At 33.4% G+C, this 18,777-nt stretch carries 22 protein-coding genes; all 22 read left to right on the top strand.

The annotated features are described in order from the left end of the window. The first annotated feature begins 19 nt into the window (after window positions 1-19). The 22 genes from N4T77_RS04200 (at window position 20) to spoIIID (ending at window position 18,718) form a co-directional block, all read left to right on the top strand. Window positions 20-466, top strand: coding sequence for a low molecular weight protein arginine phosphatase (locus N4T77_RS04200; protein ID WP_261670495.1), 447 nt, complete (start codon window positions 20-22; stop codon window positions 464-466). Between the two features lie 144 nt (window positions 467-610). Further along, window positions 611-1,060, top strand: a complete 450-nt coding sequence (gene rpiB, locus N4T77_RS04205) for a ribose 5-phosphate isomerase B (protein ID WP_261670496.1) — start codon at window positions 611-613, stop codon at window positions 1,058-1,060. A gap of 64 nt (window positions 1,061-1,124) precedes the next feature. Further along, the gene (gene upp, locus N4T77_RS04210; RefSeq protein ID WP_261670497.1) at window positions 1,125-1,754 is read left to right on the top strand and encodes a uracil phosphoribosyltransferase; all 630 of its coding nucleotides are present in this window, start codon (window positions 1,125-1,127) and stop codon (window positions 1,752-1,754) included. 167 nt (window positions 1,755-1,921) lie between these two features. Beyond that, a complete protein-coding gene (locus N4T77_RS04215; RefSeq protein WP_261670498.1) occupies window positions 1,922-2,410 on the top strand; it encodes a deaminase in 489 nt (162 codons plus the stop codon). Between the two features lie 32 nt (window positions 2,411-2,442). After that, window positions 2,443-3,471: an MraY family glycosyltransferase gene (locus N4T77_RS04220; protein WP_261670499.1), complete on the top strand. Its 1,029-nt coding sequence runs from the start codon at window positions 2,443-2,445 to the stop codon at window positions 3,469-3,471. A 57-nt stretch (window positions 3,472-3,528) separates the two neighbouring features. Then, a complete protein-coding gene (gene wecB / locus N4T77_RS04225; RefSeq protein ID WP_261670500.1) occupies window positions 3,529-4,677 on the top strand; it encodes a non-hydrolyzing UDP-N-acetylglucosamine 2-epimerase in 1,149 nt (382 codons plus the stop codon). 573 nt (window positions 4,678-5,250) lie between these two features. Next, on the top strand, window positions 5,251-5,619 hold the full coding sequence (locus N4T77_RS04230) for an ATP synthase subunit I (RefSeq protein WP_261670501.1): 369 nt from the start codon (window positions 5,251-5,253) through the stop codon (window positions 5,617-5,619). 34 nt (window positions 5,620-5,653) lie between these two features. Beyond that, window positions 5,654-6,334, top strand: a complete 681-nt coding sequence (locus N4T77_RS04235) for a F0F1 ATP synthase subunit A (protein WP_261670502.1) — start codon at window positions 5,654-5,656, stop codon at window positions 6,332-6,334. Window positions 6,335-6,396: 62 nt separating this feature from the next. Continuing rightward, window positions 6,397-6,645, top strand: a complete 249-nt coding sequence (gene atpE / locus N4T77_RS04240) for an ATP synthase F0 subunit C (protein ID WP_261670503.1) — start codon at window positions 6,397-6,399, stop codon at window positions 6,643-6,645. 52 nt (window positions 6,646-6,697) lie between these two features. Next, complete coding sequence (locus N4T77_RS04245; protein WP_261670504.1) at window positions 6,698-7,177, top strand: F0F1 ATP synthase subunit B; 480 nt, start codon at window positions 6,698-6,700, stop codon at window positions 7,175-7,177. A 2-nt stretch (window positions 7,178-7,179) separates the two neighbouring features. After that, complete coding sequence (locus N4T77_RS04250; RefSeq protein ID WP_261670505.1) at window positions 7,180-7,719, top strand: F0F1 ATP synthase subunit delta; 540 nt, start codon at window positions 7,180-7,182, stop codon at window positions 7,717-7,719. A 10-nt stretch (window positions 7,720-7,729) separates the two neighbouring features. Continuing rightward, window positions 7,730-9,244: a F0F1 ATP synthase subunit alpha gene (gene atpA, locus N4T77_RS04255; protein ID WP_261670506.1), complete on the top strand. Its 1,515-nt coding sequence runs from the start codon at window positions 7,730-7,732 to the stop codon at window positions 9,242-9,244. A 24-nt stretch (window positions 9,245-9,268) separates the two neighbouring features. Continuing rightward, a complete protein-coding gene (gene atpG, locus N4T77_RS04260) occupies window positions 9,269-10,120 on the top strand; it encodes an ATP synthase F1 subunit gamma (protein WP_261670507.1) in 852 nt (283 codons plus the stop codon). A 12-nt stretch (window positions 10,121-10,132) separates the two neighbouring features. Next, window positions 10,133-11,527 (top strand): F0F1 ATP synthase subunit beta, encoded by a 1,395-nt coding sequence (atpD, locus tag N4T77_RS04265; protein WP_261670508.1) that lies wholly within the window; start codon window positions 10,133-10,135, stop codon window positions 11,525-11,527. A 78-nt stretch (window positions 11,528-11,605) separates the two neighbouring features. Beyond that, complete coding sequence (locus N4T77_RS04270; protein WP_261670509.1) at window positions 11,606-12,001, top strand: F0F1 ATP synthase subunit epsilon; 396 nt, start codon at window positions 11,606-11,608, stop codon at window positions 11,999-12,001. A 250-nt stretch (window positions 12,002-12,251) separates the two neighbouring features. Next, on the top strand, window positions 12,252-12,944 hold the full coding sequence (locus N4T77_RS04275) for a hypothetical protein (protein ID WP_261670510.1): 693 nt from the start codon (window positions 12,252-12,254) through the stop codon (window positions 12,942-12,944). Window positions 12,945-12,966: 22 nt separating this feature from the next. After that, window positions 12,967-14,223: a UDP-N-acetylglucosamine 1-carboxyvinyltransferase gene (gene murA, locus N4T77_RS04280; RefSeq protein WP_261670511.1), complete on the top strand. Its 1,257-nt coding sequence runs from the start codon at window positions 12,967-12,969 to the stop codon at window positions 14,221-14,223. Between the two features lie 173 nt (window positions 14,224-14,396). After that, complete coding sequence (locus tag N4T77_RS04285) at window positions 14,397-14,870, top strand: MarR family transcriptional regulator (RefSeq protein WP_261670512.1); 474 nt, start codon at window positions 14,397-14,399, stop codon at window positions 14,868-14,870. Window positions 14,871-15,026: 156 nt separating this feature from the next. After that, window positions 15,027-16,259, top strand: coding sequence for an MFS transporter (locus N4T77_RS04290; protein ID WP_261670513.1), 1,233 nt, complete (start codon window positions 15,027-15,029; stop codon window positions 16,257-16,259). 123 nt (window positions 16,260-16,382) lie between these two features. Further along, window positions 16,383-17,438 (top strand): stage II sporulation protein D, encoded by a 1,056-nt coding sequence (spoIID, locus tag N4T77_RS04295; protein WP_261670514.1) that lies wholly within the window; start codon window positions 16,383-16,385, stop codon window positions 17,436-17,438. A 196-nt stretch (window positions 17,439-17,634) separates the two neighbouring features. Next, window positions 17,635-18,357 (top strand): M23 family metallopeptidase, encoded by a 723-nt coding sequence (locus N4T77_RS04300; RefSeq protein ID WP_261670515.1) that lies wholly within the window; start codon window positions 17,635-17,637, stop codon window positions 18,355-18,357. A 106-nt stretch (window positions 18,358-18,463) separates the two neighbouring features. Beyond that, entirely contained in the window at window positions 18,464-18,718 is a 255-nt protein-coding gene (spoIIID, locus tag N4T77_RS04305; RefSeq protein WP_261670516.1) for a sporulation transcriptional regulator SpoIIID, read from the top strand. Window positions 18,719-18,777 lie beyond the last annotated feature (59 nt).

Below are 18,777 nucleotides of genomic sequence, written 5' to 3' on the forward strand. Positions count from 1 at the left end.
TATCTTTTAGGAGGGTACTATGAAGAACATACTATTTGTTTGCACTGGAAATACTTGTAGAAGTTGTATGGCAGAAGCTATTTTCAATGATCTATGTGATATAGAAGATTTAAGAGCTCATTCTGCTGGTATGTCAGTGGTATATAATAGTAAAACTTCTAAAAATTCTGCACTTATCGTTAAGGAAAGCATTGGGAAAGACATAAGTGAAAGAAAGGCCACTCAGTTAACAAGAGATATGATAGAAAGTTCAGAACTTATATTAACAATGACTTCTTATATGAAAGATGTCTTAGTTAATACATTTCCGCAACTTAAAAACAAAATATATACTTTAAATGAATATGTATCTCTAGAAGGCGAAATAGTAGACCCTTTCGGAGCTGATATAGAGTCATATAGACAAACTTATAGGCAGTTGAGAAGTAGTATTCTACTATTGCTAGACAAGTTAAGGAAGATATAGGCATTAATAAATGTTATTATCTTCTTTTTTTGTGCATAATAGTTTTTAGTAGAATTCACATACTAACATTATAGATGAATAGTAATAACTTGTTTTTTACAAACTATTTAAAGTTTAGTTTTTATATACTATGGAGGTGTTTTTATGAAGATTGCTATTGGAAGTGATCATGCAGGGTTTCCTTTAAAAAATGAGATTTTAAAACATTTGGAAGCTAAAGGAATAGAAAATAAGGATTTTGGTACTTTTTCAGAAGAATCCTGTGATTATCCAGAGTTTGCCTTAAAGGTAGCTGAAGAAGTAGCAGGTGGTAATTATAATTTAGGTATATTAGTTTGTGGAACTGGAATTGGAATCAGCATAGCTGCAAATAAGGTTCCGGGAATAAGAGCAGCATTATGTAGTGACACTTTTAGCGCTCATGCTTGCAGGGAGCATAATAATGCTAATATACTTGCATTAGGGCAAAGGGTTGTAGGTGTAGGACTTGCTCTTGACATAGTTGATGCTTTCCTAAATGCTAAATTCGAAGGTGATAGGCATCAAAGAAGAATAGATAAAATAACTGATATTGAAAATAAGTATAGAAAGTAATACAGATCTATGTTTTTAAAGTCATAGATTTGAAAAATATAAATTTATTGGAGGAATATTAAATATGAGTAAAGTAACCCAAATAGCACATCCACTAATATTACATAAGTTAGCGTTTATAAGAGATAAAAATACTGGTTCAAAAGATTTTAGAGAACTTGTAGAAGAAGTTGCAATGTTAATGGCTTATGAAGTAACTCGTGACTTACAAATGGAAGATGTAGAGATAGAAACACCTATATGTAAAACTAAATGCAAAATGCTTGCAGGAAAGAAAGTTGCTATAGTGCCAATACTAAGAGCAGGACTTGGAATGGTTGGAGGAATGACTAAACTTATTCCAGCAGCAAAAGTTGGACATATAGGTCTTTATAGAGATGAGGAGACATTAAAGCCTGTAGAATATTTCTGTAAACTTCCTCAAGATATTGGAGAAAGAGATGTAATTGTTACCGACCCTATGCTTGCAACAGGAGGTTCAGCAGTAGATGCAATAACTCTCCTTAAAGAAAAAGGTGCTAAAAGCATAAAATTAATGTGTTTAATAGCTGCTCCAGAAGGGGTAAAAGTTGTTATGGAGGCACATTCAGATGTTGATATATATGTGGCTTCAATAGATGAAAAACTAAATGAAAATGGATATATCGTACCTGGCTTAGGAGATGCTGGGGACAGATTATACGGAACTAAATAAGGTATATATAAAAATAAGCAGTGAATTTTCACTGCTTATTAAATTCTCTAGATATTAACTTATAGGTACTTTTAATTACATAACTTTTAGTATAGAATAAAGTAGTAGCAAATAATTCGATAATACATCATTAAAGTAGATTAATTACGTTAATTTTGGAGGAATTCATGGGAAGAATCGACAAAAATAATTATTATTTAGATATATGTGAAACTGTGTTAGAAAGAGGCACTTGTCTTAGACGTAATTTTGCAGCAATTATAGTAAAACATGATGAAATCATATCCACAGGTTATACAGGTGCTCCTAGAGGAAGGGAAAACTGTTGTGATTTAGGATACTGTAGAAGAGAGGAACTAAATGTGCCAAGGGGAACTAGGTATGAATTATGCAGATCTGTACATGCAGAGCAAAACGCTATAATATCAGCAAGAAGACAGGATATGCTTAATGCCACAATGTATCTAGTAGGCAAGGAACAAAAAACAGGAGAATATGTACATAATGCTTCACCTTGTACATTGTGTAAAAGATTTATAATTAATGCAGGTATAGAAAAAATAATTATACGAGATACAAAAACTAACTATAGGGAAATATATATTCAGGAGTGGATTGATAATGATGATTCACTGCAAGGTGATTCTTCTTATTAAGATGCAGCTTAGAATGTAAGGAAGGATAACTTATGAACAAATTATATGTTTTAGCAGTGATTTCAATAATAATTTCTGCTATACTTACGCCTATTGTAAAGAGATTTGCAATAAAAATAAAAGCGATTGATATACCAAAAGATAATAGAAGAATACATAAGAAACCTATACCGTTACTTGGTGGCTTGGCTATATATTTTTCATTCATACTAACTTTAATATTAAAAACTGGAGAACTATCTAGGTCAGAAATAGGAATAATAATAGGAGCAACTATAATAGTTATTGGTGGTTTTTTAGATGACAAGTTCGATATAAGGCCATGGCAGAAGCTGCTAATACAAATAGCCTCTGCTTTAATTCTTGTGGTATTTGGAGTTAGGATATTACTAATAACAAATCCTATTAGCAGTTCAGAACTTTATATAAGTGTAGGGATGCTTTCAATTCCCTTTACGATAATGTGGGTAGTGGGTATTACAAATGCTCTTAATCTGATTGATGGACTAGATGGGTTAGCAGCGGGAGTAGCTTTTATATCTGCAATAACGATTTTTATTATAGCTTTATTAAATACAAGAGCTGAAGCAGCGGTGTTAACTAGTATATTGGCTGGAGCCATCTTAGGATTTTTGCCTTATAACTTTAATCCTGCTTCCATATTTATGGGGGATACAGGAGCGCAGCTTTTAGGATTTTTACTAGCAGCTATATCTATGGAGGGGGCTATAAAATCTGCAGCAGCCTTTTCAATCGTTGTACCTATTTTAGCATTAGGAATACCTATATATGATACTCTTTTTGCTATGATAAGAAGGAAGATAAATGGAAAACCTATAATGCAGGCAGATAAGGGACATCTTCATCACAGACTTTTAGATATGGGCTTAACTCAAAGACAGGCAGTCATAATAATGTACTTAATAAGTGCAGTGCTTGGAAGTTTTGCTATTTTAGCTATGCAAATAAGTACTCAGAGAGCCTACTTTTTATTAACTATGATTATGATTGTGCTTATAATAATAGCTTGGAAATTTGGATTTTTTGAACATAGAGAATAAAATTTACAGTTAAATTAAATCTGAATCCTTTAGGATTAGTAAACTGGAGGTATACATATGGACAAAATTAAGGTTATTACGATATTCGGAACAAGGCCAGAAGCTATAAAGATGGCTCCCTTAGTTAAGGCTTTAGAACAATCAGACAAAGTTGAAAACAAGGTTTGTGTAACTGCTCAGCATAGAGAAATGCTTGATCAAGTACTGGAGTTATTCAATATTCAGCCGGATTTTGACTTGAATATTATGAAAGCAAAACAAAGCTTAACTGGTATAACAACAAGGGTATTAGAAGGGTTAGAAGAGGTTTTTATTAAAGAGAAGCCAGATTTGGTTTTAGTACACGGAGATACCACTACAACTTTTGCTGGTGCGTTAGCTGCGTTCTATCAAAAAATAAAAGTAGGCCATGTAGAGGCAGGACTTAGAACCTATGACAAGTATTTTCCGTTCCCAGAGGAGATGAATAGAAAGTTAACAGGTGCAGCAGCAGATTTGCATTTTGCTCCTACTGTTGGTTCTAGAAATAATTTATTAAGAGAAGGAATAGATCCAAAGGATATATTTATTACTGGTAACACAGTAATTGATGCTATGGAATTTACCGTAGAAGAAGAATATAACTTTAGTAACGATGAACTAAATACTATAGATTATAATGGTAAAAAGGTTATAATGGTAACAGCACACAGAAGAGAAAACTGGGGAAAGGGTATAGAAAATATATGTAATTCTTTAAAAACCATAGTTAAGGAAAATCATGATGTGGAATTAGTATACCTCGTTCACTTAAATCCAGTAGTTAAAGATGTAGTACAGAAAATTTTAGGTGGAATTGAAAGAGTTCATTTATTATCTCCCTTAGATACAAAAGAAACTCATAACTTAATGAATAAGTGCTACATGGTAATGACAGATTCTGGTGGCTTACAAGAAGAAGCTCCTCATTTAGGAAAACCAGTTCTAGTGCTTAGAGATGTAACAGAAAGACCGGAAGCTGTAGAGGCTGGAACTGTAGAGTTAGTAGGTACTGATGTAAATGTTTTGGTAAGCACAGCTAATAGGTTAATAAGAAACAAAGAGGAATATGATAAAATGAGCAAAGCTATAAACCCATATGGAGATGGTAAGGCATCTGAAAGAATAGTAGCTGCTATATTAGAATACTTCAACATAGAAAAAGGTAAATATAAACAATTTAGTTAGAAAGATTACTTTCTAACTAAATTTTTGAAGAGAATTAATTTAATTTTCAAAAAATAATGAGGGTTTTATTGACATAATAGTTGAAAAGTGACTTGAAATAATGTAAAGTATTAAATAGGAAAAATAATTTATTTTTTCAACATATAAGGTTTAAATTGTATAATAATCAACTTAAATCTAGATATTTTTTTAGAATTCACTATTTTCAACAAAAAAATATTAATTTTTTTAAATTTTTTTTTACAATATCTTAGTTATTGAATTACATTATTTATATTTATGTTTTTGTAAATTTTTACAAGAAATAAGTTGCCGGTCAAGTAAATTCAACGGATTAAGAAATTAGTTATAATATTCAAATAATTAAGAAAATTGTAACTGGAAATGTTAATTTTTTTTAAACTTAGCAAATCGGAAAAAACAGAAGAAAGGCAGATAAAATTCAATTCTATTGTTAAAAAATCAACTAATAAAGCTAAAAATTCAAAATACAAGCAAAATGTAGGATTTTATTTATATTTATATTAAATATATAATAAATTATCACGTAATTATCACTGGAGGAAAATAAAAGTGAAGAATGACCTTCGAGATATGTTTAAAAAAGTTACACTCTTTGATGCATTATTAGTAGCAATTCTGTATTGGACAACCAATATCTTTTTTAGAAACTATTCACTTATAGTTATACTAGGGTTATTGGTGGCCTATTCAACTTTTATATTTAATGGATTACTTACTCAATATGTGCTTTCAAATAAAAAAGATAAGTATCAGTTAGCTAACTTATTAGGATTTATAGTAAGGGTTGCCATTGTATGTGGAATAGCAATAGCTATATTTAACCATAATAAGTTTAATGTAATTGCATATATGTTTGGATATAGTGCTCAATTTGTATCTCTAATATTATATGGCCTAAGTAAAGATACAGATAATTAATACATAAAAAATAATTATGAAAGGGAGTGATTAGTTGGAAAAGTTTCATCCTTTGTTTCATCTGAATTTATTTGGGTATGAATTCGGTGTTACTTCCAGTTTGCTAATTCAGTGGATACTAATAGTTATAATAAGTATAATAGCTATTGTATCTACTAGGAACTTAAATAAGGTTCCTACTAAAAAGCAAAGTGTTGTAGAAATGGTTGTAGAAACATTTAACTCATTAGTTAAAGAAAACATGGGTGAAGGATACTCAGCTTTTGTACCTTATATAGGAACTCTAGCAATTTTTCTTTTATCTATGAACCTACTAGGTTTAATTGGACTTAAGCCTCCAACACTTGATTTTAGCGTAGTTGCAGGTTTAGCACTAATAACATTTGTAGTAGTACAGGTAAATGCTATTAAGAGAATAGGACTAGGCCATTACTTAGGTGGATATGTTAGTCCCTATGCAGCACTACTACCTCTAAATCTTATAGAAAGATTTATGCTGCCTGTATCTTTAACACTGAGATTATTTGGTAACATGACTGCAGCTTTTGTAGTTATGGAAATGATTTATGAAGGGTTAGGGCATTTAGGATTTATAGCGCAGCTAGCTATTCCAGTACCACTTCATGCATACTTTGATGTGTTTGATGGTACAATTCAAATGGTTATATTTATGATGCTAACAATGGTTAACATTAAGATTGTTGCAGAACACTAAATTTTAGTTATTAATTAAAATTAATATAATACAATTAAAACAATATTTAAGGAGGAAGAAAAATGGGTAACATCGATCCACAAGCTTTTATATCAGGAATGTCAGCTATAGGTGCAGGTTTAGCTGCAATAGGTTGTTTAGGAGGAGGTATTGGAACAGGTAACGCTGCAGGTAAGGCAGTTGAAGGTGTTTCAAGACAGCCAGATGCAAGTGGTAAAATTATAAGTACAATGGTTGTAGGTGCTGCGTTCTCAGAAGCAACATCAATCTACGCATTACTAGTTGCATTATTATTAATATTTACTAAATAGTGTTTAATGACACTATTTAAATCTATGCCTGAAGGGAGGCTTTTGTAATAGGATGGAGATAAATGTTCCTCAGCTTATTGCTACCATAATAAACTTTGCCATACTATATTTTATCCTAAGGCATTTTCTATTCAAACCAGTTAATCAAACAATTAGTAACAGACAAAATGAAATTATTAACAACATAAACAAGGCTGAAGATGATAGAAAAAAAGCCGAAGAGCTTAGAATAGAAAATCAAAACATACTAAGTGGAGCTAAAGGCCAAGGTAAGAGTATAGTAGAAGAATATAAAGTAAAAGCCGAAAAAGTTTCCACAGATATAATAACAGAAGCTCGTACAGAAGCAGAAACTATATTAAATAGAGCTAAAGTTGAAGCTGAAAGAGAGAAGGAAAAAGCAGCTGATGAAATAAAAAATCAGGTTGTAGATTTAGCTGTTTTATTATCTTCAAAAGCTTTAGAAGAATCTGTGAGCGAAGAACAGCATAGGAGACTTATAAAGGATTTTATAGCTAAGGTAGGTATCTAACTATGTATGAATATTTGGATAGGAGATACGCTCTTGCACTTTACAAAGTTGCAGAAGAAAATGGAAAGGTAGAGCAGTATTTAGAAGAATTAAGAAATATCGTAGCTCTAATAAATAATGATGAGGAGTTTTTGCAACTTATAAAACATCCTCAAGTAAGTACTTCCAGCAAGAAAAAATTATTTGAACAAATCTTTAAGGGCAGGATCGATGATAACTTATTGTCATTTTTACTTGTACTTATCGATAAGGGAAGGATTTTACAGCTCGAAGGAAAGCTAAATGAAATGGAAAAGATTCATCTTTTAAAGAAGAATCAAGTTGTAGCTAAGGTTAAAACTGTAATTCCTCTTTTAGATGAAGAGAAAAAAAGCTTAACTGAAAAGCTTGAGAAAAAATTTAATAAAAAAGTATTATTAGAAGAAGAAATTGATTCAAGTATAATTGGTGGTATTTACGTACAAGTTGATAACGAAGTAATAGATGGCACTATAAAATCAAAACTTGAAGAAATGAAAAAATTAATGCTTAAGAGAGATTAGAGGTGAGCCTATGAACATAAGACCTGAAGAAATAACTTCAATTATTAAACAGGAAATTGAAAAGTATGAAAAGAAAATAGAGACAGTTGATTCAGGTACAATAATCCAAGTAGGTGATGGTATTGCCAGAGTTTATGGACTTAATGAATGTATGGCAGGGGAACTTCTAGAGTTTCCAAACAATGTTTATGCTATGGCTCTAAACCTTGAACAGGACAATGTAGGATGCGTTCTTCTAGGTTCTGAGAAAGGTATAAAAGAAGGAGATATAGTTAAAAGAACTGGAAAGGTTGTTGAAGTACCAGTTGGAGAGGGACTTGTAGGCAGGGTTGTAAATGCACTTGGCCAGCCAGTAGATGGAAAGGGTCCTATCAAAAGTGAGGCAACAAGACCAGTTGAACTTATTGCTCCAGGAGTTATAACAAGACAGTCTGTTAAACAACCATTACAAACAGGTATAAAAGCTATAGACTCTATGATTCCTATTGGAAAAGGTCAAAGAGAGCTTATAATAGGAGATAGACAGACAGGAAAAACTGCTATAGCTATAGATACTATAATAAACCAAAAAGGTAAAGATGTAATATGTATATATGTAGCTATAGGACAAAAACAGTCAACAGTAGCTCATATAGTTAACAACCTTACTGAAATGGGAGCTATGGATTACACTATAATTGTATCTGCTACAGCTTCAGAATCAGCACCATTACAGTACATTGCGCCATATGCAGGCTGTACAATGGGTGAGCACTTTATGCATCAAGGAAAAGATGTACTTATAGTATATGATGATTTGTCTAAGCACGCTGTTGCTTATAGAGCGATGTCATTACTACTTCGTAGACCACCAGGAAGAGAAGCGTATCCTGGAGACGTATTCTATGTACACTCAAGACTTCTTGAAAGAGCTGCAAAACTTTCAGATAAGCTTGGTGGAGGATCGCTAACAGCGCTTCCTATAATAGAAACTCTTGCAGGAGACGTTACTGCTTACATACCAACTAACGTTATTTCTATAACAGATGGTCAGATATTCCTTGAATCTGAGTTGTTCTATGCAGGACAAAGACCAGCTGTTAACGCTGGTATATCTGTATCCAGAGTTGGTGGTAGTGCTCAGATTAAAGCAATGAAGCAGGTTGCAGGATCTTTAAGACTTGACCTTGCTCAATATAGAGAACTTGCTGCATTTGCTCAGTTCGGTTCAGACCTTGATAAAGAATCAAAGAAAAGACTTGAAAAAGGTAAGAGACTAACAGAAATATTAAAACAGCCTCAATACAAACCTATGCCAGTTGAAAAGCAAATTATGATTCTTTATGCAGGTGTTAAAGAGCATTTAATGGATATTCCAGTTGATAAAATTGGGGAATTTGAAAAGAAATTCTTAGAACATATGGATACACATCACAAGGAAATAGGCCAAGAAATATCAGAAAAGAAAACTTTATCTGATGACTTAAGTAAAAGACTTGGTGATGCTATCGAAGAATACAAAAAAATATTTTTAGCAGAGGTATAATTTTCCCTTTGCGGGAGGTGAAGTATGGCAGGGGCAGGATTAGTTGCGATTAAGAGAAGAATTAAATCAATAACCAGTACCCAAAAAATAACAAAGGCCATGGGACTTATTGCCACCTCTAAACTCAGGAAGGTTAGGAATAAACTTGAGGTAAATGATAAATACTCAAAAGCTTTCAGCTCTATAGCCAGCGAATTTGTTAAAGGTGCTGAAGAAAATAGTATTTACATACATGGTAATAAAGGTAAGAAAAAACTTTATATTACTTTAAACTCTGATACAGGACTTTGCGGAGGATTTAATGCTAACGTAGTAAACTCAACTGCAGAGATAATATCTAAGGATAGAGAAAATTCTCTTCTTATATCAGTAGGACAAAAGGGAAGAATGTACTTTAAGAGATTAAGATTTGAAACTACAGCAGAGTACATAGATATTCCAGATGTACCTACTATTAAAGAAGCAGAGGCTATTACATATAAAGCGCTAGATTTATATCGTAAGGGTGAAGTAGGAGAGGTTTATATAGTATATACAAGATTTTTCTCTACTGTGAGACAGGTGGTTACTGTAGAAAAAATACTTCCTTTGGAGAATAAAGATACTGAAACTGATAAACGCTTTGTTAAGTTTGAGCCATCTATAGATGAAATGCTAGATGACATAGTAGTTATGCAGTTAAAACAACAGATATTAAATTATATGCTTCATGCAAAAGCAAGCGAACAGGGTTCTAGAATGGCTGCTATGGATGGAGCAACAAAAAATGCAAATGAGTTATTGGATAAGTTAAATCTTAAGTACAATAGAGAAAGACAAGGTGCCATAACTCAAGAAATATCCGAAATAGTCGGAGGGGCCGAAGCTCAAAAGTAAGGAGGGACACTAATGCCAAATGTGGGCAAAGTTGTTCAGGTTATAGGACCTGTAGTAGATATAAAATTCAGTACAGAACACCTTCCTAATATATACAACTGTATAGAAATAGCTCTTGGAGATAAAAAGCTTATAACTGAGGTTGCTCAGCACATAGGAGACGATATAGTTAGAACTATTTCTATGGAATCTACAGATGGTTTAAAAAGAGGTATGGATGCAGTCGATACAGGATCTGCAATATCTGTACCTGTTGGAGAACCAGTTTTAGGAAGACTTTTTAATATGCTAGGACAGCCAATTGATGAGGCAGGAGAGGTTGTTGCAGAAACATACTATCCTATTCACAGACCAGCACCAAGCTTTGAAGATCAATCTGTTAAGCCGGAAATGTTTGAGACTGGTATAAAGGTTATAGACCTTTTAGCACCATATCAAAGAGGTGGAAAGATAGGACTATTCGGAGGAGCCGGAGTTGGTAAAACAGTTCTTATTCAAGAGCTTATAAATAATATAGCTAAAGAGCACGGTGGATTATCTGTATTCACAGGTGTTGGAGAAAGAACAAGAGAAGGTAATGACCTTTATTATGAAATGAAAGAATCTGGAGTTATTGACAAGACTGCACTAGTATTCGGTCAGATGAATGAGCCACCTGGAGCGAGAATGAGAGTTGCGTTAACAGGACTTACTATGGCAGAGTACTTCAGAGATCAAGGCCAGGACGTGTTGCTATTTATAGATAACATATTCAGATTTACGCAAGCAGGTTCAGAGGTTTCAGCACTACTAGGAAGAATACCAAGTGCCGTTGGATACCAGCCTACACTTGCAACTGAAATGGGTGCTCTTCAAGAGAGAATAACATCCACAAAGCATGGATCAATTACATCTGTTCAGGCTGTATACGTACCTGCGGATGACTTAACTGACCCAGCACCGGCAACTACTTTCGCTCACCTTGATGCTACAACGGTTCTTTCAAGATCTATATCAGAGCTTGGAATATATCCAGCAGTTGACCCTCTAGAGTCAAGTTCAAGAATTCTTGACCCAAGAGTAGTAGGAGAGGAGCACTATACAGTAGCTTCAGATGTTAAGCACATACTTCAAAGATATAGAGAATTACAAGATATAATAGCAATTCTTGGTGTAGATGAGCTTTCAGAAGAAGATAGACTAGTAGTTATAAGAGCTAGAAGAATTCAAAGATTCTTATCACAGCCATTTACTGTTGCTGAGCAATTTACTGGAATGAAAGGTGCATATGTACCTATAAAAGAAACAGTAAGAAGCTTTAGAGAACTACTTGATGGTAAGTATGATAATTTACCAGAAGCAGCATTCCTGTTTGCAGGAACTATAGAAGAAGTTGTTGAAAAAGCAAAAGTAATGATGGAAAGTTAATAAGTTACTATAAAGTTAGACGGTTTACTGTCTAACTTTATATATATAATAAAATTATATTGCGAGAAGGAGATTAATATGGCGGATGCTTTAAAGTTAACTATCCTTACTCCTGAAAGGGAATTTTATACTGGTGAGGTTACAGAAATAGTAACTGAAAGCACTCAAGGTGGTATAGGAATACTTCCAGATCACATGCCTTTAGTAACAACCTTAAGACCTTCCGTTACAGAGATTACTGAAAAAGGTGGTAAAAAGCTTAAGGCATTTACATCAACAGGTATACTAGAGGTAAAAGATAATGAGGTTAGAATTCTGTGTGATACCTGTGAGTGGCCAGAAGAGATAGATGCTAACAGAGCTGAAGAAGCTAGAAAAAGAGCTGAGGAGAGGCTTAATAATAAACAAGATATAGATGTTAAGAGAGCAGAACTAGCACTTTCTAGAGCTTTAGCAAGAAAAAAATTAATCTAAATTTAATATTACTAGATAATAGCTATAAATAACATAAGACATAGGTCTTGTGTTATTTTTTTGCGTCAAACTATTTTATAAAGTAGTCACACTTTTCATAGTTAGGTTATATATTAATAATATATTTACAGGAAGTAAAGCAATAAAGACTCCCTATTCTTGAATAAGTTTTGGAATAATTGTCCATAATTTAATAGGGAAGATAAGGGGGTGACAAGCTCTAGATAAATAGTATCTTAGAGCAGCTAAAATGAAGAAAAAAGTTCTTATGGTTACAATTATACCTATGATGATGTTTTTTTTGTTTATTACTGAGTTATCAGTAAATAGTAGAAAGGTAGATTTATTCAATGAAATTTTAGCAAGAACTAACAGCAATATAGAGGAATGTGGTGTTACAGCGGTATTTACAACAGATATGAATAGAGAAAATATCGTAGATCAAATATTAAAGGGTTTAGATTTTTACGATGGTTGGAATAGCAGTATATTAAAAAATGAGCAAACTTATTGCGTAGAATTTGGAAAAAATAGTGTAAAGGGTTACATAGAAACAATGCAATATGAAAATCATAACATTGTAAAGGTGAATATCGTGAAGGGTGAAAGGAAGAATTCCTTAAGTGAGTTAAAAAGCAAATTGCAGAAATCTATAGGGAATCAGTACATAGATATTAAATACTATGAATACTTAAAAGGTAAAGTAGAAAACAGTGATATAAAAATTGTAAATGAACAGATATTAAATGTTTTAAAGGATTATGGAGTAGCTAATATAGATACTGTTTCCATAGAAAATGGATACAGTACTACCGCTTACACAAAGCAATATAATTCAATTAAAAGTAATGGTAAATTGATAGACTTTAATTACGCCGTATGTAAATACTCTTCAGGTAATTATATAATTATAGGTACACCTGAATTAATTGTAACATATTAGCAATGGTGAATGGAGGAAAGATATGAGCAAAATAGTAGTTAGAGGAGGAAACGAGTTAAAAGGTGAGGTAAATATTAGTACTGCTAAAAATTCTGTGCTGCCTATTATTGCTGGCTGTATACTAAGTGGTGGTAAGTGTATAATAGATGATGCGCCAATGTTAGAAGATGTTTTTGTCATAAGTGATGTACTTAGAACCATTTGTGCAGGTATAGACATAAACAGAAGTAGTAACAGAATAATAATCGATAGCTCCAATATAGAAGAGTGTGATCCTTCAAGTGATTTGGTAAAAAAAATGAGGGCATCTTTTTTGATTATGGGACCTATGATATCAAGGTTTGGAAAGTTTAAACTTTCGCTGCCTGGTGGGTGTAACATAGGAACAAGACCTATAGATTTGCATTTAAAAGGTTTTAGTGCTCTTGGTGCAGAAGTAAATGTAGGTCATGGTTATGTAGAGGCCTATGCAAAAAAGTTAATAGGAAGTAAGATATACTTAGATTTTCCCTCTGTAGGAGCAACAGAAAATATAATGATGGCTGCAGTAATGGCAGAAGGTGAAACTATAATAGAAAATGCAGCAGAAGAGCCTGAAATCGAAGATTTAGGAAGGTTCTTAAATAGTATGGGTGCTAATGTTATCGGAGCTGGGTCAGATACAGTACGTATAATTGGTGTGAAAAATTTGAAAGGAACAAGACATAAACCTATATGTGACAGAATAGAGGCAGGAACTTTTATGATTGCAGCTGCAATAACAAGAAGCAAGATTAAAATTAATGGTATTAACGAGGAGCATTTAAAACCTATAATTGCTAAGCTGACTGAAACAGGAGTAAAAATAAAGGTTAATGGAGATAGCATGATTGTAGATGGCACTGGAAGATTAAAACCTGTAGACATTAAAACTATGCCTTATCCAGGTTTTCCTACAGATATGCAATCGCAGATGACAGCATTATTATGTACAATTCAAGGCACTAGCATTGTTACAGAGACAATATTTGAAAATAGATTTATGCATGCTACCGAAATGAAAAGAATGGGAGCTAATATAAAGATTGATGGTAGAAGTGCTGTTATAGAAGGTGTAGATAGGCTTACCGGTGCAGAGGTTAGGGCTACAGATTTAAGAGCTGGTGCTGCCCTTATATTATGCGGCTTGTCGGCAGAAGGAGAAACACAGGTTACAGATATTTATCATGTAGATAGAGGATATGTAGATATAGAGAAAAAACTTCAAGGATTAGGTGCTGATATTGAAAGAGTAGAGTAGATATCAGTGGTATAATGGTATATGCTATGAAGGAGAAGGTTATTAAGAATACCTTCTCTCAGCCTGTTTTTCACATATAGCTCAATAGCTAAAATAAGCACTTTAATATTGTTGAAATAGAAACAAAAGTTTAATATAATATTGTTAATGCACCAATAGATGGGAGGAAGGTCATGAACAAAGAAGAACAGGTGATGATGGTTTTCAGGGAGTTATTTAACAAAATCGCCTGGCTTAATAAGTTTAAGATGGAAGAAAGTCTTAAAGATTATAAGCCTTCTGAAGTACATTACATCGAATGCATTGGAAGAAATGTAGATTCTAACGTGACAAAACTTGCGGAGTCTCTTTATATGACTAGGGGCGCCATAAGTAAAATGACCAAGAAACTCATAGAAAAAGGCATTATCGAAAGCTACCAGAAACCGGATAACAAGAAAGAAATTTATTTCCAGCTTACTGAAAAAGGGCAAAAAATTTATAAAGTCCATGAGGAACTGCACAAAGAGTTTCAAGAGAGGGATAAAGCCGTATTTGATCAGGTAACTGAGGAACAGTTTGATGGTATGCTTAGCTTCGTAGAAAATTATAGTAACCATTTAGATGCAGAAATAAAGAAACTAGGTGTAGATATTAAGTCGGAATAAATTTGAATAATGAAAATGAAACCACAGGCAGCTAAGCTCTATTGAGAACAGGCTGCATTTTTTATTTTTAATTTTTGTTGATTAGGAAACAAAAATGCGATATTATAAATATGTTTCCAAGGAAACAAAATTATAACTTTTGAGGGGAGAATTTAAATGTCCATATTTAAATCACATAATGAACATAACACAGAACAAATCGTAGATAAGCACGCTTTAGTATTCGGTATTATCTCTGTATTTCTTTGCGGAATAGGCTTCAGTATCATAGCGCCGGTCGTACCATTCTTAGTGCAGCCTTATACAAGTAGTCCAGGAGAACAAGCTATAATTGTTACAATGCTGACCTCTGTTTATGCAGTCTGCATGTTTTTTGCGGCCCCCGTACTTGGAGCTTTGAGCGACAAATATGGCCGTCGTCCATTGCTCTTAGTATGCCTTTTAGGTTCCGCAATTGGGTACTTAGTTTTTGGCATAGGAGGAGCTCTATGGGTGCTATTTGCTGGGCGCATAATAGAAGGTATAACAGGCGGGACCATAAGCACTATCTTCGCATATTTTGCAGACATCATTCCTCCAAAGCAGAGAACAAAATACTTTGGATGGGTGAGTGCAGTTGTAGGTGTGGGCACCGTCATTGGCCCAACTCTAGGCGGATTACTTGCCAAGTTTGGTTATTTTGTACCCATGTATTTTGGAGCAATAATTACTTTAGTGAATGTTGTCTATGGATTCTTTTTTATGCCTGAGAGCCTTGACAAGGATAGTAGACTGAAAGAGATTACCTTTGTAAGACTGAATCCATTTACACAACTTGCAAAGGTACTTTCCATGAAAAGCTTAAAAAGGCTACTTATTTCAGCGTTCTTACTTTGGGTACCTAACGGATCTTTACAGGCGATTTTTTCACAATTTACAATGGATACTTTCAGCTTTCAGCCTGCACTAATTGGACTTATGTTTTCAATTATGGGCTTTCAAGACATCATTTCACAAGGGTTCATAATGCCAAAGCTTTTGATAAAATTTAGTGATAAACAGATAGCAATTCTTGGAATGGCTTCGGAGATTATAGGTTACAGTCTTATTGCGTTATCTGCTTTATTCTCATTCTATCCTCTTTTTGTCGCAGGAATGTTTATATTTGGTTTTGGTGACTCGATATTTGGGCCTTCATTCAATGGGATGCTCTCCAAATCTGTTGATTCCAGTGAACAAGGAAGGGTTCAAGGAGGTAGCCAATCTATCCAAGCTTTAGCAAGAATGATTGGGCCTATCATTGGAGGCCAAATCTATGTATCACTTGGTCATGCTGCACCTGCTTTTATGGGTATGATCTTTATAGCAGCGGCGATACCAGTTTTGTATAAGGAGAATTACCTTAGATGATCTTTAAATAAACAAGCTTTAGTTTTTAAGTTGGTTATGGTTTTGTAATATGGTAGTAATATTTTTAGACAATCAAAAATAAACTTATACTATATTTCACTAAAGATTGTCGGGGGGTAAGATATGAGGAGAGTAACAATTTCAATACACTTAAAGAGATTTTTTATAGTAATATTAATGGGTGTTATTTTTATAGTAGCTCTATCTTTCATTATGGTAGGTGTAGGACAAGGTGAAGGTGCTTTTAGCAAATCAATTATACCTAAGTTTTTAATGAGATCAAATAATATAGTATTTAATAAAACTAGTGGTGAACCTGTGATTAAAGTTTACATAACTAAGGAGAATAAAGTAGAGAAGATGTTGCTTGAAGACTATGTAATAGGTGTTGTTGCAGCAGAGATGCCTGCAGAATTTTCATTAGAAGCCTTAAAAGCTCAAGCAGTTGCCGCTAGAACCTTTGGGCTTGCACATATGGAGGATTACGGTGGAAGGAGTTATAAGAGTAATACAGGAGCTAATGTTTGTGATACTGTTCAATGTCAGGTATTTATGAATAAAGAAGAAAGGTTAAGTTCGTGGCCTAAAAGTAAAAGAGATGAGTATTGGAGCAAAATTACTGATGCAGTAAAGCAGACCTCAGGAGAAATTCTAACTATTGATGGAGAGCTTGTTATGGAGCCATATTACTTCGCTATCAGCAGTGGTAAAACAGAGGATGGCATGGATGCTTTTTCACAGGATATACCATACTTGAAGAGTGTAAGCAGTCCTGGCGAGGAAGTAGCACCAAAGTTTAAAAGTACAGTCAAGTTATCCTATAAAGAATTCATAAATAAGATAGACTCACAATACTCAAGTTCAGGATTGACACTTGCAACAGTAAAAAATCAGGTGACTATAGTAAACAGGACAGAGGGTGGTGCGGTAAAAACCATCAAGGTTGGTAAGGTGACAATGTCTGGAAGTAAGTTCAGAAGCATTATGGGATTGAATTCAGCTAATTTTAGCATTAAGTTTAATGTGAATACAGTAGAAATAAACTGCGTAGGATATGGACACGGTGTAGGAATGAGTCAGTGGGGAGCTAATGCAATGGGAAAGCAAGGTAAAGGATATCAAGATATATTAAAGCATTACTATAGCGGTATAGATATTAAAAAAATTAATACACAATAAAGTAGCGTTTGTTTAAGCTGTGTTTACCTTTACTAGACACTAGGCAATCACAAAGCAAGTTGAAGGAGTAATAACTTTAGGGAGTTTTACTCCTTTTTTGTTTTGTCAAAAAAACATGAAAATAATAGAAAAAATTTTTTGTAAATTATGTATTTTTTACTACTCTCTGGACAAACTACAAAAAGGAGGTGTTCGTATGGACAAAAAATTTTTAAACAAAACACTAAACTTTTTTAAGAAGGAGGGATTCTATGTAATATTGTTTGTATGCTTATGTGTTGTAGCTACAGTGGCTGTTTTAACAGCAAAAAACAATAAGCATGTAGACAATACACCAGCTAGCCATCAAAATATATCACAAGAAAAATCAAATCAAGAAGTGGCTAAGGGTGGAAATGAGCCTTCTTTAAATTATGATAATGCTCTTCAAGTAAAGAAAAGTACCAAAACAGAAACAAATGTTTCTAAAAATGATGCGGTATCAAAAGGAGTTTCTAACTCAGTAACTGTTACATTCCAAAAACCAGTAGAAGGAAGTGTAGCAAGAGTATATTCAGAGGATCCTGTATATTGGGACTCTACAGGAAGTTATAGACCAAACCTTGGATATGATATAAAGGCTGATTTAGGAAAGCCTGTATTTGCTGTAGCAGATGGAAAAGTGGAAGAGGTTAGTAGTGTTACACAGGATGGAGTTCAAGTTACTATAAACCATCAAAATGGATTGAAAACAGTTTATTCTAACTTAGACCCAAAAGTTAAGGTTACAAAAGGTCAGACAATAACTAAGGGAGCAACTATAGGTACTGTTGGTAAAACTACATTAAGAGCAGCTTATGAGAAGTATGGAGATCATATACACTTTGCTATATTGAAGGGCAAAGACTATGTTGATCCAAGTAAATACTTAAAATATTAATATTTAGCCATTTTCCGAGAAGTTTATCGGAAAATGGCTCATACAATGAATTTAAGAATGCTAAACAGCATATTTATAAATATAGAAGGATTAAGGAGGTACCACTTTGAAAGATTACATTGAAGAAAGAGTTTTAGAAGTTGCAAAGTATATCATAGGTTCAAAAGCTACAATAAGAAAAACAGCCAAGGTTTTTGGAGTAAGTAAAAGTACCATACACAAAGATATGACAGAAAGGTTACCTAAAATAAATCCTCAAATTGCGGAAGAAGCTAAAATAATATTAGATTATAATAAAGCAGAAAGACACATAAGAGGTGGCAAGGCAACTAAATTAAAGTATAAAGCTATTGAAGGTTAAAAACATTCCGATTATAATTAAACTGTATAGATAATAAAAATAGACAAATTTCTTGCTTT

This window comes from Clostridium sp. CX1, from assembly GCF_025398335.1.
Taxonomy (GTDB): domain Bacteria; phylum Bacillota; class Clostridia; order Clostridiales; family Clostridiaceae; genus Clostridium_AM; species Clostridium_AM tanneri.

What these genes read in the sequence shown, in the direction of transcription:
- N4T77_RS04285 (WP_261670512.1), top strand. Translation starts at nt 14,397, where the DNA reads ATGAACAAAGAAGAACAGGTGATGATGGTTTTCAGGGAGTTATTTAAC.
- atpG (WP_261670507.1), top strand. Translation starts at nt 9,269, where the DNA reads ATGGCAGGGGCAGGATTAGTTGCGATTAAGAGAAGAATTAAATCAATA.
- N4T77_RS04270 (WP_261670509.1), top strand. Translation starts at nt 11,606, where the DNA reads ATGGCGGATGCTTTAAAGTTAACTATCCTTACTCCTGAAAGGGAATTT.
- upp (WP_261670497.1), top strand. Translation starts at nt 1,125, where the DNA reads ATGAGTAAAGTAACCCAAATAGCACATCCACTAATATTACATAAGTTA.
- wecB (WP_261670500.1), top strand. Translation starts at nt 3,529, where the DNA reads ATGGACAAAATTAAGGTTATTACGATATTCGGAACAAGGCCAGAAGCT.
- N4T77_RS04220 (WP_261670499.1), top strand. Translation starts at nt 2,443, where the DNA reads ATGAACAAATTATATGTTTTAGCAGTGATTTCAATAATAATTTCTGCT.
- spoIID (WP_261670514.1), top strand. Translation starts at nt 16,383, where the DNA reads ATGAGGAGAGTAACAATTTCAATACACTTAAAGAGATTTTTTATAGTA.
- N4T77_RS04300 (WP_261670515.1), top strand. Translation starts at nt 17,635, where the DNA reads ATGGACAAAAAATTTTTAAACAAAACACTAAACTTTTTTAAGAAGGAG.
- atpE (WP_261670503.1), top strand. Translation starts at nt 6,397, where the DNA reads ATGGGTAACATCGATCCACAAGCTTTTATATCAGGAATGTCAGCTATA.
- N4T77_RS04200 (WP_261670495.1), top strand. Translation starts at nt 20, where the DNA reads ATGAAGAACATACTATTTGTTTGCACTGGAAATACTTGTAGAAGTTGT.
- N4T77_RS04290 (WP_261670513.1), top strand. Translation starts at nt 15,027, where the DNA reads ATGTCCATATTTAAATCACATAATGAACATAACACAGAACAAATCGTA.
- atpD (WP_261670508.1), top strand. Translation starts at nt 10,133, where the DNA reads ATGCCAAATGTGGGCAAAGTTGTTCAGGTTATAGGACCTGTAGTAGAT.
- N4T77_RS04275 (WP_261670510.1), top strand. Translation starts at nt 12,252, where the DNA reads ATGAAGAAAAAAGTTCTTATGGTTACAATTATACCTATGATGATGTTT.
- N4T77_RS04215 (WP_261670498.1), top strand. Translation starts at nt 1,922, where the DNA reads ATGGGAAGAATCGACAAAAATAATTATTATTTAGATATATGTGAAACT.
- N4T77_RS04245 (WP_261670504.1), top strand. Translation starts at nt 6,698, where the DNA reads ATGGAGATAAATGTTCCTCAGCTTATTGCTACCATAATAAACTTTGCC.
- N4T77_RS04250 (WP_261670505.1), top strand. Translation starts at nt 7,180, where the DNA reads ATGTATGAATATTTGGATAGGAGATACGCTCTTGCACTTTACAAAGTT.
- rpiB (WP_261670496.1), top strand. Translation starts at nt 611, where the DNA reads ATGAAGATTGCTATTGGAAGTGATCATGCAGGGTTTCCTTTAAAAAAT.
- atpA (WP_261670506.1), top strand. Translation starts at nt 7,730, where the DNA reads ATGAACATAAGACCTGAAGAAATAACTTCAATTATTAAACAGGAAATT.
- murA (WP_261670511.1), top strand. Translation starts at nt 12,967, where the DNA reads ATGAGCAAAATAGTAGTTAGAGGAGGAAACGAGTTAAAAGGTGAGGTA.